The 22,857-nt window shown below is 68.6% G+C and carries 21 protein-coding genes; 20 read left to right on the top strand and 1 reads right to left on the bottom strand.

What is annotated here, in order from left to right; all coding sequences use genetic code 11:
* Positions 1-3: 3 nt before the first annotated feature.
* From ybeY to infB, 11 genes are all read left to right on the top strand, one after another.
* Complete coding sequence (ybeY, locus tag AC3WJT_RS01370; RefSeq protein WP_492341274.1) at positions 4-435, top strand: rRNA maturation RNase YbeY; 432 nt, start codon at positions 4-6, stop codon at positions 433-435.
* Positions 436-440: 5 nt separating this feature from the next.
* Positions 441-1,325, top strand: coding sequence for a hemolysin family protein (locus tag AC3WJT_RS01375; protein ID WP_492341275.1), 885 nt, complete (start codon positions 441-443; stop codon positions 1,323-1,325).
* Complete coding sequence (gene lnt, locus AC3WJT_RS01380) at positions 1,322-2,917, top strand: apolipoprotein N-acyltransferase (RefSeq protein WP_492341276.1); 1,596 nt, start codon at positions 1,322-1,324, stop codon at positions 2,915-2,917. Before AC3WJT_RS01375 ends, lnt begins: the two co-directional genes overlap by 4 nt.
* Before the next feature lie 43 nt (positions 2,918-2,960).
* On the top strand, positions 2,961-3,401 hold the full coding sequence (locus AC3WJT_RS01385) for a helix-turn-helix domain-containing protein (RefSeq protein WP_492341277.1): 441 nt from the start codon (positions 2,961-2,963) through the stop codon (positions 3,399-3,401).
* Positions 3,402-3,493: 92 nt separating this feature from the next.
* A complete protein-coding gene (metK, locus tag AC3WJT_RS01390; RefSeq protein WP_492341278.1) occupies positions 3,494-4,717 on the top strand; it encodes a methionine adenosyltransferase in 1,224 nt (407 codons plus the stop codon).
* A gap of 100 nt (positions 4,718-4,817) precedes the next feature.
* Complete coding sequence (gene trmB / locus AC3WJT_RS01395) at positions 4,818-5,504, top strand: tRNA (guanosine(46)-N7)-methyltransferase TrmB (RefSeq protein WP_492341279.1); 687 nt, start codon at positions 4,818-4,820, stop codon at positions 5,502-5,504.
* 78 nt (positions 5,505-5,582) lie between these two features.
* Positions 5,583-6,080 (top strand): DUF1993 domain-containing protein, encoded by a 498-nt coding sequence (locus AC3WJT_RS01400; protein WP_492341280.1) that lies wholly within the window; start codon positions 5,583-5,585, stop codon positions 6,078-6,080.
* 130 nt (positions 6,081-6,210) lie between these two features.
* A complete protein-coding gene (gene rimP / locus AC3WJT_RS01405; RefSeq protein WP_492341281.1) occupies positions 6,211-6,759 on the top strand; it encodes a ribosome maturation factor RimP in 549 nt (182 codons plus the stop codon).
* A gap of 17 nt (positions 6,760-6,776) precedes the next feature.
* Positions 6,777-8,459 carry a transcription termination factor NusA gene (gene nusA / locus AC3WJT_RS01410; RefSeq protein WP_492341282.1) on the top strand — a complete coding sequence of 561 codons (1,683 nt, stop codon included), beginning with the start codon at positions 6,777-6,779 and terminating at the stop codon, positions 8,457-8,459.
* Positions 8,460-8,553: 94 nt separating this feature from the next.
* Positions 8,554-9,183 (top strand): RNA-binding protein, encoded by a 630-nt coding sequence (locus AC3WJT_RS01415; RefSeq protein ID WP_492341283.1) that lies wholly within the window; start codon positions 8,554-8,556, stop codon positions 9,181-9,183.
* An 88-nt stretch (positions 9,184-9,271) separates the two neighbouring features.
* Positions 9,272-12,271, top strand: a complete 3,000-nt coding sequence (infB, locus tag AC3WJT_RS01420) for a translation initiation factor IF-2 (protein ID WP_492341284.1) — start codon at positions 9,272-9,274, stop codon at positions 12,269-12,271.
* Positions 12,272-12,551: 280 nt separating this feature from the next.
* Here the strand turns inward: infB and AC3WJT_RS01425 are convergent, their stop codons facing one another.
* Positions 12,552-13,028 carry a VOC family protein gene (locus tag AC3WJT_RS01425; RefSeq protein ID WP_492341285.1) on the bottom strand — a complete coding sequence of 159 codons (477 nt, stop codon included), beginning with the start codon at positions 13,026-13,028 and terminating at the stop codon, positions 12,552-12,554.
* A gap of 201 nt (positions 13,029-13,229) precedes the next feature.
* Between AC3WJT_RS01425 and AC3WJT_RS01430 the strand changes: the two genes are divergently transcribed.
* The 9 genes from AC3WJT_RS01430 (at position 13,230) to AC3WJT_RS01470 (ending at position 22,699) form a co-directional block, all read left to right on the top strand.
* A complete protein-coding gene (locus tag AC3WJT_RS01430; RefSeq protein ID WP_492341286.1) occupies positions 13,230-13,754 on the top strand; it encodes a DUF2939 domain-containing protein in 525 nt (174 codons plus the stop codon).
* 9 nt (positions 13,755-13,763) lie between these two features.
* Entirely contained in the window at positions 13,764-14,336 is a 573-nt protein-coding gene (locus tag AC3WJT_RS01435; protein WP_492341287.1) for a hypothetical protein, read from the top strand.
* A gap of 95 nt (positions 14,337-14,431) precedes the next feature.
* On the top strand, positions 14,432-15,238 hold the full coding sequence (locus AC3WJT_RS01440) for a dienelactone hydrolase family protein (protein ID WP_492341288.1): 807 nt from the start codon (positions 14,432-14,434) through the stop codon (positions 15,236-15,238).
* A gap of 60 nt (positions 15,239-15,298) precedes the next feature.
* Positions 15,299-15,742 carry a 30S ribosome-binding factor RbfA gene (gene rbfA / locus AC3WJT_RS01445; protein WP_492341289.1) on the top strand — a complete coding sequence of 148 codons (444 nt, stop codon included), beginning with the start codon at positions 15,299-15,301 and terminating at the stop codon, positions 15,740-15,742.
* 2 nt (positions 15,743-15,744) lie between these two features.
* Positions 15,745-16,677, top strand: coding sequence for a tRNA pseudouridine(55) synthase TruB (gene truB, locus AC3WJT_RS01450; protein WP_492341290.1), 933 nt, complete (start codon positions 15,745-15,747; stop codon positions 16,675-16,677).
* A gap of 15 nt (positions 16,678-16,692) precedes the next feature.
* Complete coding sequence (gene rpsO / locus AC3WJT_RS01455) at positions 16,693-16,962, top strand: 30S ribosomal protein S15 (RefSeq protein WP_492341291.1); 270 nt, start codon at positions 16,693-16,695, stop codon at positions 16,960-16,962.
* Positions 16,963-17,203: 241 nt separating this feature from the next.
* Positions 17,204-19,339, top strand: a complete 2,136-nt coding sequence (gene pnp / locus AC3WJT_RS01460; RefSeq protein ID WP_492341292.1) for a polyribonucleotide nucleotidyltransferase — start codon at positions 17,204-17,206, stop codon at positions 19,337-19,339.
* Between the two features lie 305 nt (positions 19,340-19,644).
* A complete protein-coding gene (locus AC3WJT_RS01465; RefSeq protein ID WP_492342348.1) occupies positions 19,645-22,047 on the top strand; it encodes an FtsK/SpoIIIE family DNA translocase in 2,403 nt (800 codons plus the stop codon).
* A 31-nt stretch (positions 22,048-22,078) separates the two neighbouring features.
* The gene (locus tag AC3WJT_RS01470) at positions 22,079-22,699 is read left to right on the top strand and encodes a LolA family protein (RefSeq protein WP_492341293.1); all 621 of its coding nucleotides are present in this window, start codon (positions 22,079-22,081) and stop codon (positions 22,697-22,699) included.
* Positions 22,700-22,857 lie beyond the last annotated feature (158 nt).

The raw sequence follows: 22,857 nt of genomic DNA on the forward strand, positions 1-22,857 counted from the left end.
GCCTTGGGCATCGACATCGAGATCGAGGACGAAGCCTGGAGCGCGGCGCTGCCGAACGCCGAGGCCCTTGCGCTGGAAGCCGCCGAGGCCGCCACGGCCGAGGGCGGCATGGCCATCCTGCTGACCGACGACGCCGCGGTCGCCGAGCTGAACCAGCGCTTCCGCGGCAAGGCCGGCCCGACCAACGTTCTGAGCTTTCCCGCACCCGACAATCGCGAGGGCCACCTGGGCGACATCGCCCTGGCCTACGGCGTCTGCGCCCGGGAAGCGGCCGAGCAGGGCAAGTCCCTGGCGCACCATCTGCAACACCTGGTGGCGCATGGCGTCCTGCATCTTGTAGGGTACGACCACCAGACGGAGACCGAAGCTGAGGAGATGGAAGCGCTGGAGCGGCGGATACTCGCCGGCCTCAACGTGCCCGATCCCTACGCCTGACACAGATGGCCCATTCAGACGACGCCGCACCACCGCCGGAAACACCCCGATCTCGTCGGGGATTCTGGAGCCTCTTCGCCCGCGTCCGCACCGGCCTGTCCGGCGAGCCCGTCGAAGAACTGGAGCCCACGACCCAGGCCGGCGAGACGCTCGCCGCCCAGGCCCGCGCCTTCCAGACCCTGACGGTCGATGACGTGATGACCCCCCGCGCGGACATCGTCGCGGTCGAGTTCAACACACCGTTCGAGGGCCTCGTCGCCCAGTTCAGCGAGACGGAACACAGCCGGTTGCCGGTCTATCGCGGCACGCTGGATGACCCGATCGGCTTCGTGCACATCAAGGACGTGTTCAAGCTGCTGGCCAGCAAGAGCCGACGGCCGGCCGGCGTGCTCAAGCGCCTGCGCCGTCCGGCGCCGGGCGTGCCGGGGTCGATGCGCGCCGCCACCCTGCTGGCCCAGATGCAGAAGACCCGCGTCCACCTGGCGCTGGTCATCGACGAATACGGCGGCACCGAGGGGCTGGTGACGCTGGAAGACCTGATCGAGGCCGTGGTCGGCGACATCGCCGACGAGCATGACGACGCCGCGGTCACCGGCCTGCGGGTGCTGGAGGGCGGGGTCATCGAGGCCAGCGCCCGCGCCCTGCTCGAGGATCTCGAGGCGGTGCTCGGAGAGGACCAGCTGGGCGACGGGGACCACGAGGAGGATATCGACACGGTGGGCGGCCTGGTCACGGCCATCGCCGGCCGGGTGCCGCGCCGTGGCGACGTGGTCCGGCTGTCGGACCGCTACGATATCGAGGTCATCGCCGCCGACCCGCGCCGGGTGAAGCGGGTCCGCTTCCGCCCGCGGCCGACCGACGCGGACGGCCCGGAGACGGCGACGGCGTGACCGTCGACCTGGCCCGGGTTCCGCGCTGGACGCTGGCGCTGGCGGCGGGTCTGGCCGCGGCCCTCGCCCATCCGCCGTTCGGACTTCTGCCCGGACTGCTCGGCTACCCTCTGTTGCTCTGGCTGGTCGACACCGCCGATACCGGCCGGCCGCTGCGGTCGGCCTTCTGGCGCGGCTGGCTGGCGGGCGTCGCCTATTTCGGTCTCGGCACCTGGTGGATCGCCGAGGCCTTCATGGTCGACGCGGCCAACCAGGGCTGGATGGCGCCGTTCGCGGTGGCCCTGATGGCCGGCGGCATCGCCCTGTTCTGGGGTCTGGCCTGTCTCCTCTACCGCTGGACCGGCGCGGCGGGCGTGACCCGCGTGCTGGTTTTCGCCGGGGTCTTCGCGGCCTGTGAATGGCTGCGCGGCCATGTCCTCACCGGCTTTCCCTGGAACCTGCCGGGCGAGACCTGGAAAGCCGGTTCGGCGATGTCCCAGACCGCATCCCTGGTCGGCGCCTACGGCCTGACCTGGATCACCCTGGCGACCGCGGGCTCGATGCTGCTCTGGCGCGAAGGCCGGAGCGGAAAGGTCGCCATCGGCCTGGCGGCGGCGACCATGGCCAGCCTTCTTCTCTGGGGCGCGTTCCGGATCGCGCCACCGGCCAGCGTGCCGGGCGGCACCGGCGACCTGCGCGTCCGCATCGTCCAGGCCGACATCAAGCAGTCGGCCAAGTACGATCCGGCGGAGTTCAAACGCATTGTGGACGCCTATGTGCGCCTGACGTCCCTACCCTATCCGGGCGGGCGGACGGCGGACATCGTGATCTGGCCCGAGGGCGCGATCCCCGACGCCATCGACAACTATCTCGCGCCGGGGACCTGGACGCGCGCCGCCGTCGAGGGCGCGTTGAAGCCCGGTCAGGTCCTGCTGGTCGGCGCCTACCGCGTCGAAGGGACGCAGGCGGACTATCGGGTGTTCAACAGCCTCGTCGCTGTTCGCCGGACAGGCGAGGGGCTCGAGCCGGCCGGGGTCTACGACAAGCACCGGCTGGTGCCGTTCGGCGAGTTTCTGCCGCTTGACGGTCTGATGACCGCGCTCGGGATCAAGACGCTGGTGCACGTCGGCGACGGGTTCACCGCCGGACCGCCGCCCGCGCCGCTGCACCCCGCCGGCCTGCCGGTTTTCCAGCCGCTGATCTGTTACGAGGGGCTCTATCCGGGCTTTACGCGGGCGGGTGCAAAAGCTTCCGGCAAAAGGCCCGCCTTCATCGTCAATGTCTCGAACGACGCCTGGTTCGGCGCGACCAGCGGCCCGCTGCAGCACCTGAACCTCTCTAGCTATCGGGCCATCGAGGAAGGATTGCCGATCGTCCGGGCAACCCCGACGGGCGTGTCGGCGGTCATTGATCAGACCGGCTCGCCGAGGTCCCTCGTCTTGCACCTGGGCGATAGCGGCGTTATCGACAGCGTGTTGCCACTCGACGACGATGACACGCTCTACGCGCGACTTGGCGACCTTCCCTTCCTGATGCTTCTGCTCATTTCGGGTGTGTTTGGACTACTCAGGCGGGTAGCTAGAGACTTGAAATCGTCGCAGAATAGGCCTTAGGGGACGGTTAAGTGAAATTGGCATTTCCACAGATCAGGCCCTCATGACGACAACCACTGAAACTGACCGCTCGCCCAACCCTGTTGACCTGCACGTCGGCGGTCGTATTCGCATGCGTCGCAAACTGCTGGGTGTTTCTCAGGAACGTCTGGCCGATGACCTTGGTCTCACCTTCCAGCAGGTTCAGAAATACGAACGCGGCGCCAACCGCGTCAGCGCGAGCAAACTGTACGAAATCGCCAAGTCCCTGCAGACCTCGATCGCCTACTTCTTCGAAGGTCTGGTTGATCCCTCGACCGCCCGCGCCGAAGGCGTGGCGGAAAGCGGCGCCGAGCCGTTCATCCATGACTTCCTGATGACCCCGGAAGGCCTGGAACTGGCGGCGCTGTTCCCCAAGATTCGCCGCGGCCGCGTGCGCCGTCGCATTCTCGACCTCGTCCGTTCGATGGCCGAGGAAGAAGAAAGCGAAGCCGGCGAGGCCTGAGTCTCGTCGCGCCGCTTGCGGATATAAGGATATCTTTATAGGTTCTGCGGGGCTGTCCCATCCGGGCGGCCCCTTTGTGTGCGGAGCCTGCCGTGAGCCGATCGTCCTACATCTTCACCAGCGAAAGCGTGTCCGAAGGCCATCCCGACAAGGTGGCGGACCGGATCAGCGACACCGTCGTCGACGCGTTCCTGACCGCTGACCCCGAAGCGCGGGTCGCCTGCGAAACCCTGGTGACCACCAACCGCATCGTGCTGGCCGGCGAAGTCCGGGCCGGCAAGCCCGGCGGCGACAAGGTCACGAACAAGGCCTTCACCAAAGAGATCATCAAGTCGCTGGAGCCGAAGGTCCGGGCCGCGATCAAGGACATCGGCTACGAGCAGAAGGGCTTCCACTGGGAGAAGGCGAAGTACGCCTGCTACCTGCACGGCCAGTCGGCGCATATCGCCCAGGGCGTGGATGCGGGCGCCAACAAGGACGAGGGCGCCGGCGACCAGGGCATCATGTTCGGCTACGCCACCACCGAAACGCCGGAGTTCATGCCGGCGACGCTGCAGTACAGCCACAACATCCTCAAGCGCCTCGCCGACCTGCGCCATTCGGGCGAGCTTCACGAGCTGGAGCCTGACGCCAAGAGCCAGGTGACCCTCGAGTACGACGCCGACGGCCGGCCCCAGCGGGTCGTCTCGATCGTGGTCTCGCACCAGCACGCGAAGAAGATTGGCGGCAAGACGCCGACCAGCAAGCGCGTGCTGGACCTGATCAAGCCGCACGTCCTGGCCGTCTTCCCGGACGGTCTGGTCAACAAGAAGACCCAGTGGCTGATCAACCCGACCGGCCGCTTCGAGATCGGCGGCCCGGACGGCGACGCCGGCGTCACCGGCCGCAAGATCATCGTCGACACCTACGGCGGCGCGGCCCCGCACGGCGGCGGCGCCTTCAGCGGCAAGGACCCGACCAAGGTTGACCGCTCGGCCGCCTACGCCTGCCGCTACCTGGCCAAGAACGTCGTCGCGGCCGGTCTCGCCGACCGCTGCACGATCCAGATCGCCTACGCCATCGGCGTGGCGAAGCCGGTCTCGTTCCACGTCGACATGCACGGCACGGGCAAGGTCGATCCGGCCCTGCTGGAGCAGATCCTGCCGGACATGATCAACGGCGCCACGCCGCGGGCGATCCGCGAGCACCTCGGCCTCAACAAGCCGATCTACGCCCGCACCGCCGCCTACGGCCACTTCGGCCGCCAGCCGGACAACGAGGGCGGCTTCAGCTGGGAGAAGACCGATCTGGTCCCCGAACTGAAGAAGCTGGCCTGACGCATCGCAGGGACATGCACTTTCGTGCGTGTCCCCCTTTCACGGATCCGGACAAGGGACACGCACTGAAGTGCCTGTCCCTTTTCTGTTATTGAGCCCCATGACCATCACCCCGCAACAACCGCACGGCGCGCTGCGCAGCTACGGCCGGATCAAGGCCCGGCCGATCAAGGCGCGGCAGGCGGACCTGCTGGAGACGGTCGGCCCGACGGTCGAGATCCCCGAGGGGCCGTTTGATCCGCGCACGCTGAAGACCGACGCCCGCGAGATCTGGCTGGAGATCGGTTTCGGCGGCGGCGAACATATGGCCGGCCAGGCAGACCGCGACCCCGCCGTGCTGATCATCGGCGTCGAGCCGTTCCTCAACGGCGTGGCCAGCGCCGTGCGCCATGTCGACGACCGGAAGCTGACCAACGTCCGAATCCACCAGGGCGACGCCCGCGAGGTCGCCGGCCGCCTGCCCGACGGCTGTCTGGACCGGGTGTTCATCATGTTCCCCGACCCCTGGCCCAAGTCGCGTCACCACAAGCGCCGTATCGTCCAGCCCGAGTTCCTTGTCGAACTCGCACGGCTGCTCCGGCCCGGCGGGGCCTTGCGGTTCGCCACCGACTGGGCCGAATACGCGGACTGGACGCTCGCCCGCGTCCGCGCGTCAGGCCTGTTCACGGCGCCCGCCGGCAAGGCGGCGGAACACACCACGCCTCCGGGCGACCACATCACCACCCGCTACGAGGAAAAGAAGCTCGGCGACTGCGTCCCGGTGTTCCTGGATTTCGTGCGCCTGTAGCTGGCGACCACTGGATTTTCAGGCCGAAGCACACGATGTGCGCATCCTGACGCTGTTCATAGTCCAGGACCCGACCCCATGACCTTTGCGATCCACCAGGCCGCTGCGCCTGTCTTCACCCGCGCCCTGAACAATCTGTCGGCGATGATCGACAAGGCCCTCGCCGCCGGCGCCTCCGAGGCGACCCTGCTCGAGGCCCGCCTCGCGCCGGACATGCATCCCTTCCCGCGCCAGATCCAGATGGCCTCGGACAGCGCCAAGGGCGCGGTCGCCCGCCTCGCCGGCGTCGAGCCGCCCGCGATGCCGGACACCGAGACCACGATCGCCGAACTCAAGGCGCGCATCGCCGCGACCGTCGCCTATGTGAACAGCATCGACGCCGCCGCGCTCGACGGCGCGGAGGACCGCGAGGTGGTGCTGAAGTTCCCCGGCGCCGAGATGAAGTTCACCGGCGCGGACTTCCTGACCGGTTTCGCCCTGCCGAACTTCTTCTTCCACATCACCATCGCCTACGCCCTGCTGCGGGCCAACGGCGCGCCGATCGGCAAGATGGACTTCCTCGGCGGGGCCCGCTGAGGGCTGGAGAATCCGGGCTGACAAGAGCGGAGAGAGGGCCTATACAGGCGCTCACATCGTTTGAACGCGCTGGATGGCGCATTCGAGCGGCGACCGGGAGGTCGCCGCTTTTTGTTTGGGTTTGAGACGGATGCGCGCACGGACGGCGGAAGACGCCCAGTTGCTCGGCCTGCTTGATCCGGTCGCGGAAGCGGCCGGCTTCGAGATCGTCCGGCTGCGCCTGATGGCCGGCAAGGAGCGCCGTCGCCTGCAGGTGATGGCCGAGACGCCGGACGGCGACATGACGGTCGAGGGCTGCACGGTCCTCTCGCGCGCGTTTTCCGAGGTGCTCGACGCGGCTGACCCGATCAGCGGCGAATACACTCTCGAAGTCTCCAGCCCCGGCATCGACCGGCCGCTGACCCGGCTCAAGGACTTCGACACCTGGGAAGGCTTCGAGGCCCGCATCGAGCTCGACCGCCTGGCCGACAACCGCAAGCGCTTCAAGGGCGAGCTGGCGGGAACCGAAGAGGGCCAGATCGGGATCAACATCGAGGGCGAGGCCGAGACCACCCTCTACATCCCGTTCGAATGGGTCCTCGAGGCCAAGCTGGTGCTCGACGACAAGCTGATGAAACACGGCGCCGACGAACGCGCGGCCCGCCTGCAATCCGACACTGACACCGACCAAGAGTCCTGAACCAGGGAAACCCCACCATGGCCACCGGCATTTCCGCCAACCGGCTCGAGCTCCTGCAGATCGCTGACGCGGTCGCCCGCGAAAAGGGCATCGAGAAGGAGATCGTCATCGCCTCCATCGAGGAAGCGATCCAGAAGGCGGCCCGCAGCCGCTACGGCGCCGAGCACGACATCCGCGTCGTGATCGATCCCAAGACCGGCGAGACCTCGATCAAGCGCTACCTGACGGTAGTGCCGGACGATGCGGAGATCGACGAGGAGACGCTGGGCGTCATCCGTCTGTCGGACGCCCTGGCCGTCGACCGCGACGCCTTCGTCGGTCAGGTGACCGACGAGGAGCTGCCGCCCTTCGAGTTCGGCCGGGTGCAGACCCAGATGGCCCGCCAGGTCGTGACCGGAAAGGTCCGCGAAGCCGAGCGCGAGCGTCAGTTCGAGGAGTTCAAGGACCGCGTCGGCGAGATCGTCAACGGCAGCGTCAAGCGCGTCGAGTACGGCAACGTCATCGTCGACCTGGGCCGCGGCGAGGGCATCATGCGCCGCGACCAGTCGATCCCGCGCGAGAACTTCAACATCGGCGATCGCATCCGCTGCTACATCTACGACGTCCGTCGCGAGACCAAGGGCCCGCAGATCATGCTCAGCCGGGCGCACGGCGGCTTCATGGCCAAGCTGTTCGCCCAGGAAGTGCCGGAAGTGTACGACGGCGTCATCGAGATCCGCGCCGTCGCGCGGGATCCGGGCAGCCGCGCCAAAATGGCCGTGGTCAGCAACGACTCCAGCATCGATCCGGTCGGCGCCTGCGTCGGCATGCGCGGCTCGCGCGTGCAGGCGGTCGTCGCCGAGCTGCAGGGCGAGAAGATCGACATCATCCAGTGGAACCCGGACGAGGCGACCTTCATCGTCAACGCCCTGGCGCCGGCGGAAGTGTCCAAGGTCGTCATGGACGAGGAAGACGAGCGCGTCGAAGTGGTCGTGCCCGACGAGCAGCTGTCGCTGGCCATCGGCCGCCGCGGCCAGAACGTCCGCCTCGCCAGCCAGCTGACCGGCTGGCAGATCGACATCATGACGGAGTCGCAGGAGAGCGAGCGCCGCCAGAAGCAGTTCGCCGAAACCACCGCCCTGTTCCAGGAAGCCCTGGACGTGGACGAGGTCATCGCCCAGCTGCTGGCCACCGAAGGCTTCGTCTCGGTGGAGGACGTGGCCTACGTCGAGCCGCATGAGATCGCGGCCATCGAAGGCTTCGACGAGGACACCGCCGACGAGCTGCAGGCCCGCGCCCGCGACTTCCTCGACAAGGAAGCCGCCGCCCAGGACGCCCGCCGCGTCGAGCTGGGCGTCGAGGACGCCGTGCTGGAAATCGAAGGCGTCACCCTGCCCATGGCCGTCGCCCTGGGCGAGGGCGAGGTGAAGTCCGTCGAGGACCTGGCCGGCCTGGTCCCGGACGACCTGCGCGGCTGGTTCGAAAGCAAGAACGGCGAGCGCGTGCGCGAACCGGGCATCCTCGAGGCCTTCGCCCTGACCCCGGACGACGCCGAGGCGCTGATCATGCGCGCCCGGGTCGTCATGGGCTGGATCGAGGCGCCGCCCGAGCCGGAGTACGAAGAGCCTGAGTACGTCGAGGGCGACGAGGCCGAAGCCGGCCTGGAGAACCCCGAGGACTACGACCTGGCCGCCGCGGAAGGCGAGGCGCAGGACGCCTAGGGAACAGGGAGTAGGGCATAGGGGGCAGGGCGTGGCCGAGCTGCGCCCGCCTCCACCGAAGCAGCTACTCCCTACCCCCTACGCCCTGATCCCTATGAGAGCCCCCGCCACCCACGCCCAGGCCTCCCGCGAACGACGGGACATCGTCTCCGGCCAGGTTATGGCGGAGGACGCTCTGATCCGGTTCGTCGCCGGGCCGGACGGCGTGGTCACGCCCGACCTGGCGCGCAAGCTGCCGGGTCGCGGCATGTGGGTGGCCGCTGACCGCCTGAGCGTCGAGACGGCGGCGAAGAAGGGCCTGTTTTCCCGGTCCGCGAAAGCGAAGCTGTCGGCGCCGTCGACCCTGCCCGACACCGTCGAGGCGCTGCTGATGCGGCGTCTTCTTGACGGGCTGGGCCTTGCGCGGCGCTCGGGAGACCTTACTTCGGGGTTCGAGAAGGTTGTGTCCTCGATCCGCGGCGGCAAGGCGGCTTGGCTGATCGAGGCGTCCGACGGCGCCGCAGACGGCCGCCGCAAGGTGCTCGGCGCGGTCCACTCCAGTCCTTCGCCGCCCCGCGTGTTCGGCCTATTTTCCTCTGAGGAATTGGGTTTGGCCTTGGGGGGCGAGAATGTGATACACACCGCCTTCCTTGCGGGGCGAGCTTCCGGACGCTGGACATCAGACGCCCAGCGGCTATCAGGCTTCCGTCCGCTTCTCCCCGAGAGTTGGCGCGAGGAACCGTAACAGGCCGGGCGGCGACGCCTCGGTCCCTTCGCGGTTTGAACGATACGAATTGAAGCCGGATACGCCGGCTGAGAGTTAAGCGAGACGCATGAGCGACGAGAACGACAACGGCCGGCCCGCCCGCCCCTCCCTCACCCTGAAGCCCCGCTCGGGCTCGGTGAACGCGGGCGTGGTCAAGCAGACCTTCAGTCACGGCCGGTCGAAAACGGTGGTGGTCGAAACCAAGCGCGTGCGCACGCACGCGCCGGGTGGCGGCGGCAATCTGGCCGGTCCGTCCGCCGCTGAAAAGCGCACGACCTATGATCCGCGTCCCGCCGCCCCGGGCGCTCGTCCGGCAGGCCCCGCCCCGTCCGGCCCCGGCGGCCTGTCCGCCGAGGAGCACGCCGCTCGCCAGCGCGCCATCGACGCCGCCCGTGAAGCCCAGGAGCGCGCCGCCGCCCAGGCCCGCGCCAAGGCCGAGGAAGACGCCCGTCGCCGCGCCGCCGAACAGGCCGCCAGCGCACCCGCCCCTGTAGCGGCGCCTGCCGCCCCGGCGGCTCCGGTCGCCGCGGCCCCCGCAGCCGCGCCGACGCCGGTCGCGCCGACTCCGGCCCCTGCGCCCGTCCAGGCCGCGGCTCCGACGCCGGCTCCGGCCCCTGTCGCGCCTGCGACCCCGGCCCCGGCCGCCCCGGCTCCGGCGGCCTCGCCCAACCAGACCCGCTCCTACGAGCCCTCGCGCGAACGCCGCGACGATCGCAGCAGCACGACGACCTACCGTCCGCCCAGCGCCGGTCCGTTCAACCAGCGGGCTCCGCGCCCGGACGCCGGCGCCAACTTCGGCCAGCGCACGCCGCGGCCCGAGGGGGATCGTCCGTTCACGCCGCGTCCGCCCCGCGACGGCGGCGACGCCCGCCCGCCGCGCGACGCCCCGCGTCCCGGCGAGACGGTCCGCTATTCGGCGCTGGCCCCGCGTCCGGCCGCCCGTCCAGGCGACCGTCCAGGCGGCCCGCGTCCGCCCCGTCCCGGCCAGCCGGCCGCGCCGCCCGCGACCGCTGAAATCCAGCGCGCCACCCGCCAGGCCCCGCGCCCCGGCGGCGCCGGCGCGGTTATCGACCGCCGTCCCGACGACGATGATGATCGCCGCAAGGGCGCCGCGCCCGGCAAGGCCGTCTCGCGCACCAAGGGCGAGCCCAAGCGCCGCGAAGGCCGTCTGACGATCCAGGTTCTCGCCGGTGACGACGAGGGCGCGGCCGAGCGCATGCGCTCGCTGGCCTCGGTTCGCCGGGCCCGTGAACGCGAGAAGGAAAAGCGCCGTGGCGGCGCCGCCGAACAGGCCCGCGTGGCCCGTGAAGTGGTCATCCCCGACGTCATCACCGTGCAGGAGCTGTCCAACCGGATGGCCGTGCGCGGCGTCGACATCATCAAGTTCCTGATGCGTCAGGGCGTGATGCTGAAGATCAACGACGTGATCGACAACGACACCGCCGAGCTGGTGGCCACCGAATTCGGCCACACCGTCCGCCGCGTGTCGGAAGCCGACGTCGAAGAGGGCTTCCTGGACGCCGACGACCTCGACGACAACCTGGAGCCCCGCGCTCCGGTGGTGACGGTCATGGGTCACGTCGACCACGGCAAGACCAGCCTGCTGGACGCGCTGCGCGCCACCGACGTTGTGGCGGGCGAGGCCGGCGGCATCACCCAGCACATCGGCGCCTATCAGGTTCGCCTGAAGGGCGGCGAGCGCGTCACCTTCCTCGACACGCCGGGCCACGCGGCCTTCAGCGCCATGCGCGCCCGCGGCGCCAACATCACCGACATCGTCATCCTCGTGGTGGCGGCGGATGACGGCGTGATGCCGCAGACGATCGAAGCCATCCAGCACGCCAAGGCGGCCGGGGTTCCGATGATCGTGGCGGTCAACAAGATCGACAAGCCGGACGCCAACTCGACCCGCGTGGTCAACGAGCTGCTGCAGCACGAGATCGTCGTCGAAAGCCTGGGTGGCGACACCCAGATGGTCGAGGTCTCGGCCAAGGTCGGCACGGGTCTGGACGAACTGGTCGAACGCGTCCTGCTGCTGGCCGAGGTTCTGGATCTCAAGGCCAACCCCGACCGTACGGCCGAGGGCGTGGTCATCGAATCCAAGCTGGACAAGGGCCGCGGCGCCGTCGCCACGGTTCTGGTCAAGCGCGGCACGCTGAAGCGCGGCGAGATCGTCGTGGCCGGCGCGGCCTGGGGCAAGGTTCGCGCCCTGCTCAACGAACGCGACGAGCAGCTGACCGAAGCCGGTCCCTCGACCCCGGTCGAGATCCTCGGCCTCGACGGCACGCCCGATCCCGGCGAGCCGTTCGCCGTGGTCGAGAACGAGGCCCGCGCCCGTGAGCTGACCGAGTACCGAGTCCGCCTCAAGCGCGAACGCGCGGCCGCCAGCGGTCCGATGGCCGGCGCCTCGATGGCCGACATGATGGCCAAGCTGCAGGACAAGCGGATCAGCGAACTGCCGCTGGTCATCAAGGGCGACGTCCAGGGTTCGGTCGAAGCCATCGTCGGCTCGCTGGAGAAGATCGGCACGGACGAAGTCCGCGCCCGCATCATCCTCTCCGGCGCCGGCGCGATCAGCGAAAGCGACGTGATGCTGGCCAAGGGCGCCGGCGCCCCGCTGCTCGGCTTCAACGTCCGCGCCTCGCGTCAGGCCCGTGACCTGGCTGAGCGTGAAGGCGTCGAGATCCGCTACTACGCGATCATCTACGACCTGATCGACGACATCAAAGGCGTGCTCTCGGGCATGCTGGCGCCGATCCAGCGGGAAACCTTCCTCGGCAACGCGGAAGTGCTCCAGGCGTTCGACATCTCCAAGGTCGGCAAGGTCGCCGGCTGCCGGGTCACCGAAGGCGTGGTCCGCAAGGGCGCCAAGGTCCGGATCGTCCGCGAGAACGTGGTCGTGCTGGAACTGGGCACGCTGCAGACCCTCAAGCGCTTCAAGGACGAAGTGCCCGAGGTCAACGCGGGCCAGGAATGCGGCATGGCCTTCGCCGGCTTCCAGGACATCCGCGCCGGCGACCAGATCGAGTGCTTCACCGTCGAAGAGGTCAAGCGCCAGCTGGCGTAGGGGTTTTCACGGACGGAATTGCGAAGGGCGCGGGGGGAAACCTCCGCGCCTTTTTCTTTGGCGGCCTAGTTTCTGGTGGACCGGGCGTTGCGTCCACATTTGACCCATAGCCGACGTCCAGACCAAACCCGGCAAAGGACCCGTCGACACCCCGCCATGGCCCGGCTTGTCCGGGCCAGCCAAACACTGGGACGGACCAGGAGGGGGTGGGCTTGGTTCAGCGCGAACCCCGCCACGACGGTGTTCATGGGTGGCCCGGACGAGCCGGGCCATGACGGCGCTACGCCCCCCGCACCGCCGCCTCGATCTTCGCCACGTCGATCTTCTGCATCGTCATCATCGCCTCGAAGGCGCGCCTGGCGGTCTCCCCGCCCCGGGCCATGGCCTCGGACAAGGCGCGCGGGGTGATCTGCCAGCTGACGCCCCAGCGGTCCTTGCACCAGCCGCACTGGCTTTCCTCTCCGCCGTTGCCGACGATGGCGTTCCAGTACCGGTCGGTCTCCGCCTGGTCCCCGGTCTCGATCTGGAACGAGAAGGCCTCGCTCTGTTTGAACGCAGGGCCGCCGTTGAGGCCGATGCAGGCGATGCCCATGACCGTGAACTCGACGGTCAGCGCATCCCCCGCCTTGCCGTCGGGAAAGTCGCCCGGCGCATACTGGACGGCGCCCACCGTGGTGTCAGGGAAGGTCGCCGCGTAGAACCGCGCCGCCGCCTCGGCGTCACGGTCGTACCAGATGCAGATGGTGGCGCTGGTCATCGTCGATCCCTTTCATGATGGTCCTGCGGCGGGCCGGCCTCCCCCGGCCCGGAGCGTCTCCCGGCAGAGGCGGTTCAGCAGAATGGCGCGTGGGACCCCCGCCGTCGATCTCCTGCGGGCTGGCAATCCTCTCGCCATGAGATCAGGACCATCGTGCCCCGCGCCCAATTTCCGCCTAGGATGGGCGCGAAGGAGCCTCACATGATCCGCAGCCTCGCCCTCATCGTGATCGCCGCCGTCGCGCTCGCCGGTTGCGCCACCGCCAGCCGGATCGACGCGGCGGGCGATGTGCACAGCCTGCTGGTGGCGATCCGCGACACCGACCGCGCCGCCTTCGAGCGCTATGTCGACCGCAAGGCGCTGAAGGCCTCGCTCGAGGGCCGGGTGATGCGCGAGACCGCCCGCCCGAACATGGACGACGGCGCCCGCGCCCTGGCCGCCCTGATCGCGCCGGGCCTGGCCGACATCGCCGTCGACGCGATGATCCGGCCGGAGGTGTTCCGCGCCGCGGCCAACTACTACGGCTACACGCCCGACAAGCCCCTGCCCGACCGCCTGGCGATCGCCGGCGCGCTGAAGTACCTGCCCGACGGGCGGGTCTGCGCGACGAAGAAGAAGGACGGCCCCTGCCTGCTGGTCTTCACCCATACCGAAGGCGCCTGGCGTCTGTCGGGGTTTGAAGGCGATCTGTCCGACCTGCGCGGCAAGCCCCGCAAAGCGCCCTAGAGTCCCGTCATGGTTCGTCTGCTCCGCCCCGTCGCCGCCGCGGCCCTGATCCTGTCGACGGCGCTCGCCGCCGCGCCCGCCCAGGCGGCGCAGAAGCGGATGGTCAGCTACGACTCCGCCTCGCCCGCCGCCAAACGCCTGACCGGTGCGGGCCTTACCTTCGTGTTCACCCGATCCTTCATGCGCACGAAGATCCTCGCGGTCCGCGCCACGGCGGTGTCGGTCGGGATCGTGCCCCGCCCCTCGGGCGACGGCGCGACCAACCGCAAGCTCGACGCGCTGATGGGCGAGGACGGCGGCAAGAGCAATCTGTTCTCCATCGACCCCGAGGCCCAGGAGGGCCGGGTGATGATCCAGGCCTTCTGCCCGGGTTCGACGAAGGGCTGGCTGGCGATCGGCGCGATCGGCTTCCGCAAGCCCATGCGCGTGCACGCCTTCGGCGACGACCCGACGACGGGCGAGCCGCGCCTCTGCGCGGTGATGGATTTCAGCTTCCGCGGCGAGTGGCGCATGCCCGGCCCGGTCAACGGCGGCGTCACCGACCGCGTCTTCCGCCCCGACTACGGGCGCCCAGGGTCCTAGGCTGCGAAGCGGCCGTCTCGACGGACGCGGGCCGAATTTGCAGTGGTTTTCCGCCCCGGGAGCAGCCTAGTCTCGGCTCAGGGGGATGCGATCACATGGCCGATATCGACGCTCTGAAACACTATGAGCGGTTCAGCTTCACCGACGGACCCTGGACCCGCGAGGTGTTCCGGCGCGGCAATGGGCCGGCGGTGATCATCATGCACGAGATCCCCGGCCTGCATCCGCTGGTGATCGACTACGCCGACCGCGTAGCGGCCAGCGGTATGACAGTGTTCCTGCCCAGCCTGTTCGGCGCGCCGGGCAAACCGGTGTCGAACGGCTACGTCGTCGGCTCGATGCTGGCCAACATCTGTATCCGGCGCGAGTTCAACGTCTGGGCCAACGGCAAGTCGTCGAAGATCGTCGACTGGCTGCGCGCCCTGGCCCGCAAGGTCCACGCCGAGTGCGGCGGGCCCGGCGTCGGGGCGTTGGGCATGTGTTTCACCGGCGGCTTCGCCCTGGCCATGATGACCGAGCCCTCGGTGGTCGCCCCGGTGCTCAGCCAGCCGTCCCTGCCGCTCGGCAGGAAGGGTGCGCGCGCCATCGACGCCTCGCCGGCCGAGATCGCCTGCGCCAGACGCCGGTTCCAGGACGAGGACCTCAGCCTGCTGGGCCTCGCCTTCCACGGCGACCCGTTCGTGCCGCCCGGACGCTTCGAGATGCTCAAGGAGACCTTCGGCGACCGGTTCGAGGCCGTTGAGCTCAAACAGGAAGACGCCCGGCCCGGCACCGGCGTCGCCGGCCACTCGGTCCTGACCATCCACCTGAACAACAGCGGCCCGACGAAGGACGCCGAGGCGCGCACCATCGCCTTCTTCCGCCACCGCCTCGGACTGGACAGCGGACCCGCACAAGCCTAGAAGCGCGCCCTTTCCGCCTTCCCGGGGTTCGACCCCCCGCCGGGCGTCTGGATACAGCCAATGTCACGCGCCTCTCCCCGCCACGGGAAATCCCGTCACGCCGCCCCGTCCGGCCCCTCGCAACGCCAGCTGCGCGCCGGCGAACTGATCCGCCATGCCCTGGTGGAAGCCCTGCGCGAGGAGCATCTGGCCGACCCCGTGCTCGCCAACGTGTCCGTCACGGTGTCGGAAGTCCGCATGAGCAGCGACCTCAAGCACGCCATCTGTTTCGTCGAGCCGCTCGGCGCGGGCGTCACCGGGGCGGAGACCCAGACCGTGGTCAAGGCCCTGAACGGCGCGGCCAGGCTGCTGCGCGGCCGCATCGGCCGGATCATCGACATGAAGTTCACGCCGGACCTGAAGTTCTTCCACGACGACAGCTTCGCTCACGCCGCCCGCATCGACAGCCTGTTCGACAACCCCCTCGTCCAGAAAGACCTGGCGGCCGACGACGCGGACGACTGAGCGTGGCCCGTCGCAAGAAGGGCGAGGCGATCTCCGGATGGATCTGCCTCGACAAGCCCTATGACTTCGGCTCGACCCAGGCCGTGGGCAGGGTCCGCTGGCTGTTCAAGGCGCAGAAGGCCGGCCATGCCGGCACGCTGGACCCGCTGGCCACCGGCGTCCTGCCGATCGCGCTGGGCGAGGCGACCAAGACCGTCCCGTTCATGATGGACGCCGACAAGGCCTATCGCTTCACCATCGAATGGGGCCGCTCGACCACCACGCTCGACCGGGAAGGCGCTACGACGGCCAGCTCCGACGTCCGGCCGACCCGCGAACAGGTCGAGGCCGCCCTGCCGGCCTTCATCGGCGAGATCCAGCAGATCCCGCCGCAGTATTCGGCGGTCAAGGTCGACGGCGAGCGCGCCTATGACCTGGCCCGCGCCGGAGAAGAGTTCGAGCTCAAGGCCCGCAGCGTCACGATCCATTCGGCCCGGGTCAGCGACGCCCCCGACGCCGACCACATCGAAATCGAGATCGAGTGCGGCAAGGGGACCTATGTCCGCTCGATCGTGCGCGATCTGGCCGAGGCGCTCGGCGCCTGCGCCCATGTCAGCGCCCTGCGGCGGACCCGCGTCGGGCCGTTCGGCGAAGATCGTGCGATAACGCTGGAAAATCTGGAAGATTTAAGCCATAAGGCCGCGCTTCCGGAGGTATTGCTCCCGGTCGAGACCGCGCTGGACGACATCCCGGCGCTGGCCGTGACCGCGGAGGACGCCTTTCGGCTGGCACAGGGACGACCCATCGTTCTGGTTCCCAGACAGGTCGAGACGCTCAAGGCCCGCCTCACCGGCGGTTCGCGGCTCGTTTCGGCCATGGACGGAGACCGGCTCGTGGCCCTGGCCGAGATGCGTGCGGGAAGGCTCAATCCCGTCCGGGTCTTTATTCAAGCCTGAGCGGAGACTCACCCGATGTCGATTACGCTGGAGCGCAAAGCCGCGCTCATCACTGAACACGGTCGTACTGAAAACGACACCGGAAGCGCTGAAGTCCAGGTCGCGATCCTCTCGGAACGCATCTCGAACCTGACCGAGCACTTCAAGACCCACAAGAAGGACAATCACAGCCGTCGTGGCCTGCTGAAGCTGGTGTCCCAGCGTCGCGGTCTCCTCGACCACCTGAAGTCCTCCGACGAAAGCCGCTATGCGGCGATCATCGAAAAGCTCGGCCTGCGTCGCTAGGCCAGGCCTGCCAAACCACCCACCTCCGCCCCGCGGGGGTGGGTGTTCTGCAATCTAGACCCGCCCTGTTCCTCCAGGCTCTGGAACGCGGCGGTGAGGAGCCGAAGGCTCCGCCTATCCGTACGACGAGGGTTCAATCGAAATCCTCACCGGGCCTGACACTGGAGAGGATTTCGGAAACGACACCTGTCCGCCCCCGCCAGGAATACGCCTGCGGGATACAGAGAAAGACACCCTCAAAATGTTTGATATCAAGCGCAAGACCATCGAATGGGGCGGTCGTCCGCTCACCATCGAAACCGGCCGCATGGCCCGTCAGGCTGACGGCGCGGTTCTGGTCACCTACGGCGACACCACGGTTCTGGCCGCGGTCACCTTCGCCAAGAGCCCCAAGCCCGGCCAGGACTTCTTCCCCCTGACCGTCAACTACCAGGAAAAATTCTACGCCGCCGGCAAGATCCCCGGCAGCTTCCCGCGCCGCGAAACCGCGCCGTCGCAGAAAGAAACCCTCACCAGCCGCCTGATCGACCGTCCGATCCGCCCGCTGTTCGTCAAGGGCTTCAAGAATGAAGTGCTGGTCGTCGCCACCGTGCTCAGCCACGACCTGGAGAACGATCCGGACATCGTCGCCATGATCGGCGCCTCGGCCGCCCTGTGCATCTCCGGCGCCCCGTTCATGGGCCCGATCGCGGCCGCCCGCGTCGGCTACATCAACGGCGAATACGTGCTCAACCCGACGCTCGACGAGCTGAAGGAAAGCGAGATGGACCTGGTCGTGGCCGGCACCGCCGACGCCGTGATGATGGTCGAATCGGAAATCAAGGAACTGTCGGAAGAAGTCGTCCTGGGCGGCGTCTCCTTCGCCCACAAGGGCATGCAGCCGGTGATCGACGCGATCATCGAACTGGCCGAACACGCCGCCAAGGAGCCCTTCGAGTTCGAAACCGAAGACACCGACGCGCTGAAGGCCAAGATGAAGGACCTCGTCGGGGCCGACATCGCCGCCGGCTACAAGATCACCAAGAAGGGTGAGCGGGTCGACGCCATCGGCGCCGCCCGGTCCAAGGCCACCGCGGCCTTCGCCAAGTCCGACGCCAACCCGGACGGCTACGACGCCAACAAGCTGGGCGCCGTGTTCAAGGAACTGGAAGCGGACGTGGTCCGTCGCGGCATCCTCGACACCGGCATCCGCATCGACGGCCGTACGGTCGACAAGGTCCGCCAGATCATCGGCGAAGTGGGCGTCCTGCCCCGCGCCCACGGCTCGGCCCTGTTCACCCGCGGCGAAACCCAGGCCCTGGTCGTGGCCACCCTGGGCACCGGCGACGACGAGCAGATGATCGACGCGCTGGAAGGCAAGTACTACGAGAAGTTCATGCTGCACTATAACTTCCCGCCCTACTCGGTCGGGGAGACGGGCCGCATGGGCGCGCCGAGCCGCCGCGACGTCGGTCACGGCAAGCTGGCCTGGCGGGCGATCCGTCCGATGCTGCCGGACGCGGTCGAGTTCCCCTACACCATCCGTCTGGTCTCCGAGATCACCGAGTCCAACGGCTCGTCCTCGATGGCCACGGTCTGCGGCTCCTCGCTGGCCCTGATGGACGCGGGTGTGCCCCTGAAGAAGCCGGTCTCCGGCATCGCCATGGGCCTGATCCTCGAGAAGGACGGCTTCGCGGTCCTGTCGGACATCCTGGGTGACGAAGATCACCTCGGCGACATGGACTTCAAGGTCGCCGGCACCGAAGACGGCATCACCAGCCTGCAGATGGACATCAAGATCGCCGGCATCACCGAAGCGATCATGAAGCAGGCCCTCGCCCAGGCGAAGGACGGCCGTCATCACATCCTGGGCGAAATGGCCAAGGCCATGGAAGCCCCGCGTGCGGAGCTGGGCGAATTCGCCCCGAAGATCGAGACGATCAAGATCCCGGTCGACAAGATCCGTGAAGTGATCGGCACGGGCGGCAAGGTGATCCGCGAGATCACTGCCGAAACCGGCGCCAAGATCGACATCGGCGAAGACGGCACGATCAAGATCGCGGCCGCCGACCAGGCCAAGATCGACGCCGCCAAGGAGTGGATCAAGTCGATCGCTTCGGAGCCCGAGCTGGGCGCCATCTACAACGGCAAGGTCGTGAAGGTCGTCGACTTCGGCGCCTTCGTGAACTTCTTCGGCGCCAAGGACGGCCTCGTCCACGTCTCCCAGATCAGCAACGAACGCGTGGCTCGCCCCGCCGACGTCCTGACCGAAGGCCAGATGGTCAAGGTCAAGCTCCTGGGCTTCGACGACCGCGGCAAGACCAAGCTCTCGATGAAGGTCGTCGACCAGGAAACCGGCGAAGACCTGTCCAAGAAGGAAGAGACCGCCGAGGCGTAAGCCGACGCGTTATCGCTAAATGATCAGGGGCGGCTTCGGAAACGGAGCCGCCCTTTTTCTTGCGTCTGACAAAACACGAGCTTGGATCGCAAAAGCCCGTTCGTCCCCGCCTTCGCGGCGATGAGCGGGGTTGGGGTCTCCCAGGTTTTCCCCCAAACCCCATGCCGAGATCATCGCCGGGCACGCTGGCCTGTATGGGTTTGAGGACATCCTCCCCCGCTTGGGGGAGGAATCGCTCCTCTAAAGTAAACGCCCCTTAACCCTCCTGGCCGCAAAACGGAGCGTTCAAGGTGACGGGGGCGCGGATGGCGCGGGCGATGCGACGGTCGGGGCTTGAGATGGCGATGGAGCTGGTGCTCTGGGCCTGGTCGCGACCGACGTCGGTCCGCCTGCGCGGCGGGCTGATCGCGGCGTTCGGCGCGGCCCTGATCGCGGCCTTCGCCAGCTGGAATTCCGCCGACCCGAGCCTCAACGTCGCTTCGGCCCTGCCGGCCACCAATGCGCTGGGCGGCGCGGGCGCGCTGATCGCCGACATCTTCCTGCAGTCGCTGGGTCTCGCGGCCTGGGGCATGGCGCTGTTGATGATCGTCTTTGGCCTGACGCGGGTGATCGAGCCCGACCCCGGCGCGGCGCGGCGGGCGATGCGGCTGCGGGCGCTGATCGGCGCCCTGGCGGTGTTCGCCCTGGCGGGGGCCCTGTCAGGGCCGACGCCGCCGAAGGGCTGGGCCCTGGCCAGCGGCCTCGGCGGCTTCTGGGGCGACGCCCTGCTGGGCCTGTTCTCCTGGCTGTTCGCCTTCGCTCACATTCCGGGCGCGACCTGGCTGTCGGCGCTACTGCTGCTGGGCCTCGGCCTGGCCGGCCTGGCCGCCTCGCTGGGCGTCCGGCGCGAAGCCATGGCCGACGCCGCCGGCGGAGCGCTGGAGCGCCTGCTGGACCATACCCGCCGTGCGCCGGCCGCACGTCCCGAACCCGTGGCCGAAAAGGCCCCGGCCGTGCGCCGTCGCGCCGAGCGCGTCGCGAAACAGCCGCTGACCTTCGCCGAGGACGCCCCGGAAGCGACGCGGACCGCGATCCAGGCCCCCGCCCCCCGCTCGGCGGACGGCGAGCCGGCGATCAAGGCGCCCAAGCCCATGCCCCGCAGCAGCGGTCGTGAGGTACGCGAGCAGCAAAAGACCTTCGACTTCGTCCAGCCGGGCGGCTTCATGCTCCCGGAACTGGCGATCCTGGCCAAGCCCAAGCCGCGCGCCGGCAACTTCGACGAGGAGGGCCTGCGCCAGAACGCCCGGCTGCTGGAAAGCGTGCTGGCCGAGTTCGGTGTGCGCGGCGCGATCGACCAGATCCGGCCTGGCCCGGTCGTGACGCTGTACGAACTGGTCCCCGCCCCCGGCGTGAAACACGCCCGCGTGGTGGCCCTGGCCGACGACATCTCCCGCTCGATGGGCGTGGCCGCCTGCCGCGTCTCGGTGGTCCAGGGCCGCAACGCCATCGCGCTCGAGCTGCCCAACACCAAACGCGAGACCGTCTACCTGCGCGACCTGCTGGCCAGCGCGGACTACGAGAAGCAGTCCCAGACCCTGCCGATGGCGCTGGGCGAGACGATCGGCGGCGAGCCCTACATCGCCGACCTGGCCAAGATGCCCCACCTGCTGATCGCCGGGACAACCGGGTCGGGCAAGTCGGTCGGCCTCAACGCCATGATCCTGTCGATCCTCTACCGGCTGCCGCCCGACCAGTGCCGCTTCATCATGATCGACCCGAAGATGCTGGAGCTCAGCGTCTACGATGGCATCCCGCACCTGCTGGCGCCGGTCGTGACCGACTCCAAGAAGGCCATCGTCGCGCTGAAGTGGACCGTGCGCGAGATGGAGGACCGCTATCGCCGGATGGCCAAGATCGGCGTGCGCGGCATCGCCGCCTACAACGAGCGCGCCCGGGAAGCGATCGAGAAGGGCGAGCACTTCGAGCGGACGGTCCAGACCGGCTTCGACGACGCCGGCCGGCCGATCTTCGAGAGCGAGAAGATCCGCCCCGAGCACATGCCCTACCTGGTGGTGGTCATCGACGAGGTCGCCGACCTGATGATGGTCGCCGGCAAGGACATCGAGAGTGCGGTGCAGCGGTTGGCCCAGATGGCCCGCGCCGCCGGCATCCACCTGATCATGGCCACCCAGCGCCCGTCGGTGGACGTGATCACTGGCACCATCAAGGCCAACTTCCCCACCCGGATCAGCTTCCAGGTCACCTCGCGGATCGACAGCCGCACGATTCTGGGCGAGCAGGGCGCCGAGCAGCTGCTCGGTCATGGTGACATGCTCTACATGGCCGGCGGCTCGGGCGGACGGCTGATCCGTCTGCACGGCCCGTTCGTGGCCGACGAGGAAGTGGCGGCGGTGGCGAAGTTCCTGCGCGAGCAGGGAGCCCCGCAGTATCTCGACGAGGTCACGGCCGGGGCGGACGACGAGGCGGACGAAGGCCAGGGCGGCCTGGCCTTCGGCGACGAGAATGGCGGCGGCGACGGCGGTCTGTACGACAAGGCCGTGGCCGTGGTCACCCGCGATGGCAAGGCCTCGACCAGCTACATCCAGCGCCGCCTGCAGATCGGCTACAACCGCGCCGCTTCCCTGATGGAACGGATGGAGCAGGAAGGGGTTGTTGGTCCCGCCAACCACGCCGGCAAGCGCGAGATCCTCGTCGGGCCGCCGCCCTAGATTCGCCGTGTCGACCTGCTAGACGAGACTGATGGACACGAACACCACCCGCCGCGCCCTGCTCCTCGCCGCCCCGGCCCTGCTGCTGGCGACCCCGGCGCTGGCCCTGACAACCGCTGACCAGGCGATGGTCGACAAGGCTGTGGCCTATCTCCAGGGCCTGCCGACGGCGCGCGGGCGCTTCGTCCAGACCGACCCGCGCGGCTCGGTCAGCCAGGGCCTGATCTATCTGCAGCGCCCCGGCCGCGCCCGGTTCGAGTACGACGCGCCGTCCAGCCTGCTGGTGGTCTCCGACGGCAAGGTCGTCTCGGTCGCCGACAAGCGGCTGAAGACGGTCAACCGATACTTCCTCAGCCAGACGCCGCTGAAACTGTTCCTCGCCGACGAGATCCGTCTCGATCGCGGCGTGACGGTCAGTCGCGTGACGAAGCTGAACGACGGCTTCGAGATCACCGCCCAGGACCGCGCCGGCAAGACCCGCGGCCAGATCGTCCTGACCTTCAGCGACAGTCCGATGCAGCTGATCGGCTGGAAAATCACCGATGCCCGCAACGCGGTCACCCAGGTCCGCCTGACCAGCCTGACCCGCGCCGGCGAGCTCGATCCGAACCTGTTTCGCGCGCCGTTTCCGCAGCAGCCGACCCGCCGCTGAACTGTGACATGTTCGCGACAGGCAACGGTCGTCGCGAATCACGATTGACGTTTCAGACCTTACGTTGCGATAATGCCACTCATGGCGATAGCGCGCCCGACCTCGCGCTGCCGTGAGATACCGTGCCGGAACCTATCCCCTCCCGGCCGCGGCATGAG

The organism is Caulobacter sp. FW305-C-30-S16, from assembly GCF_058783025.1.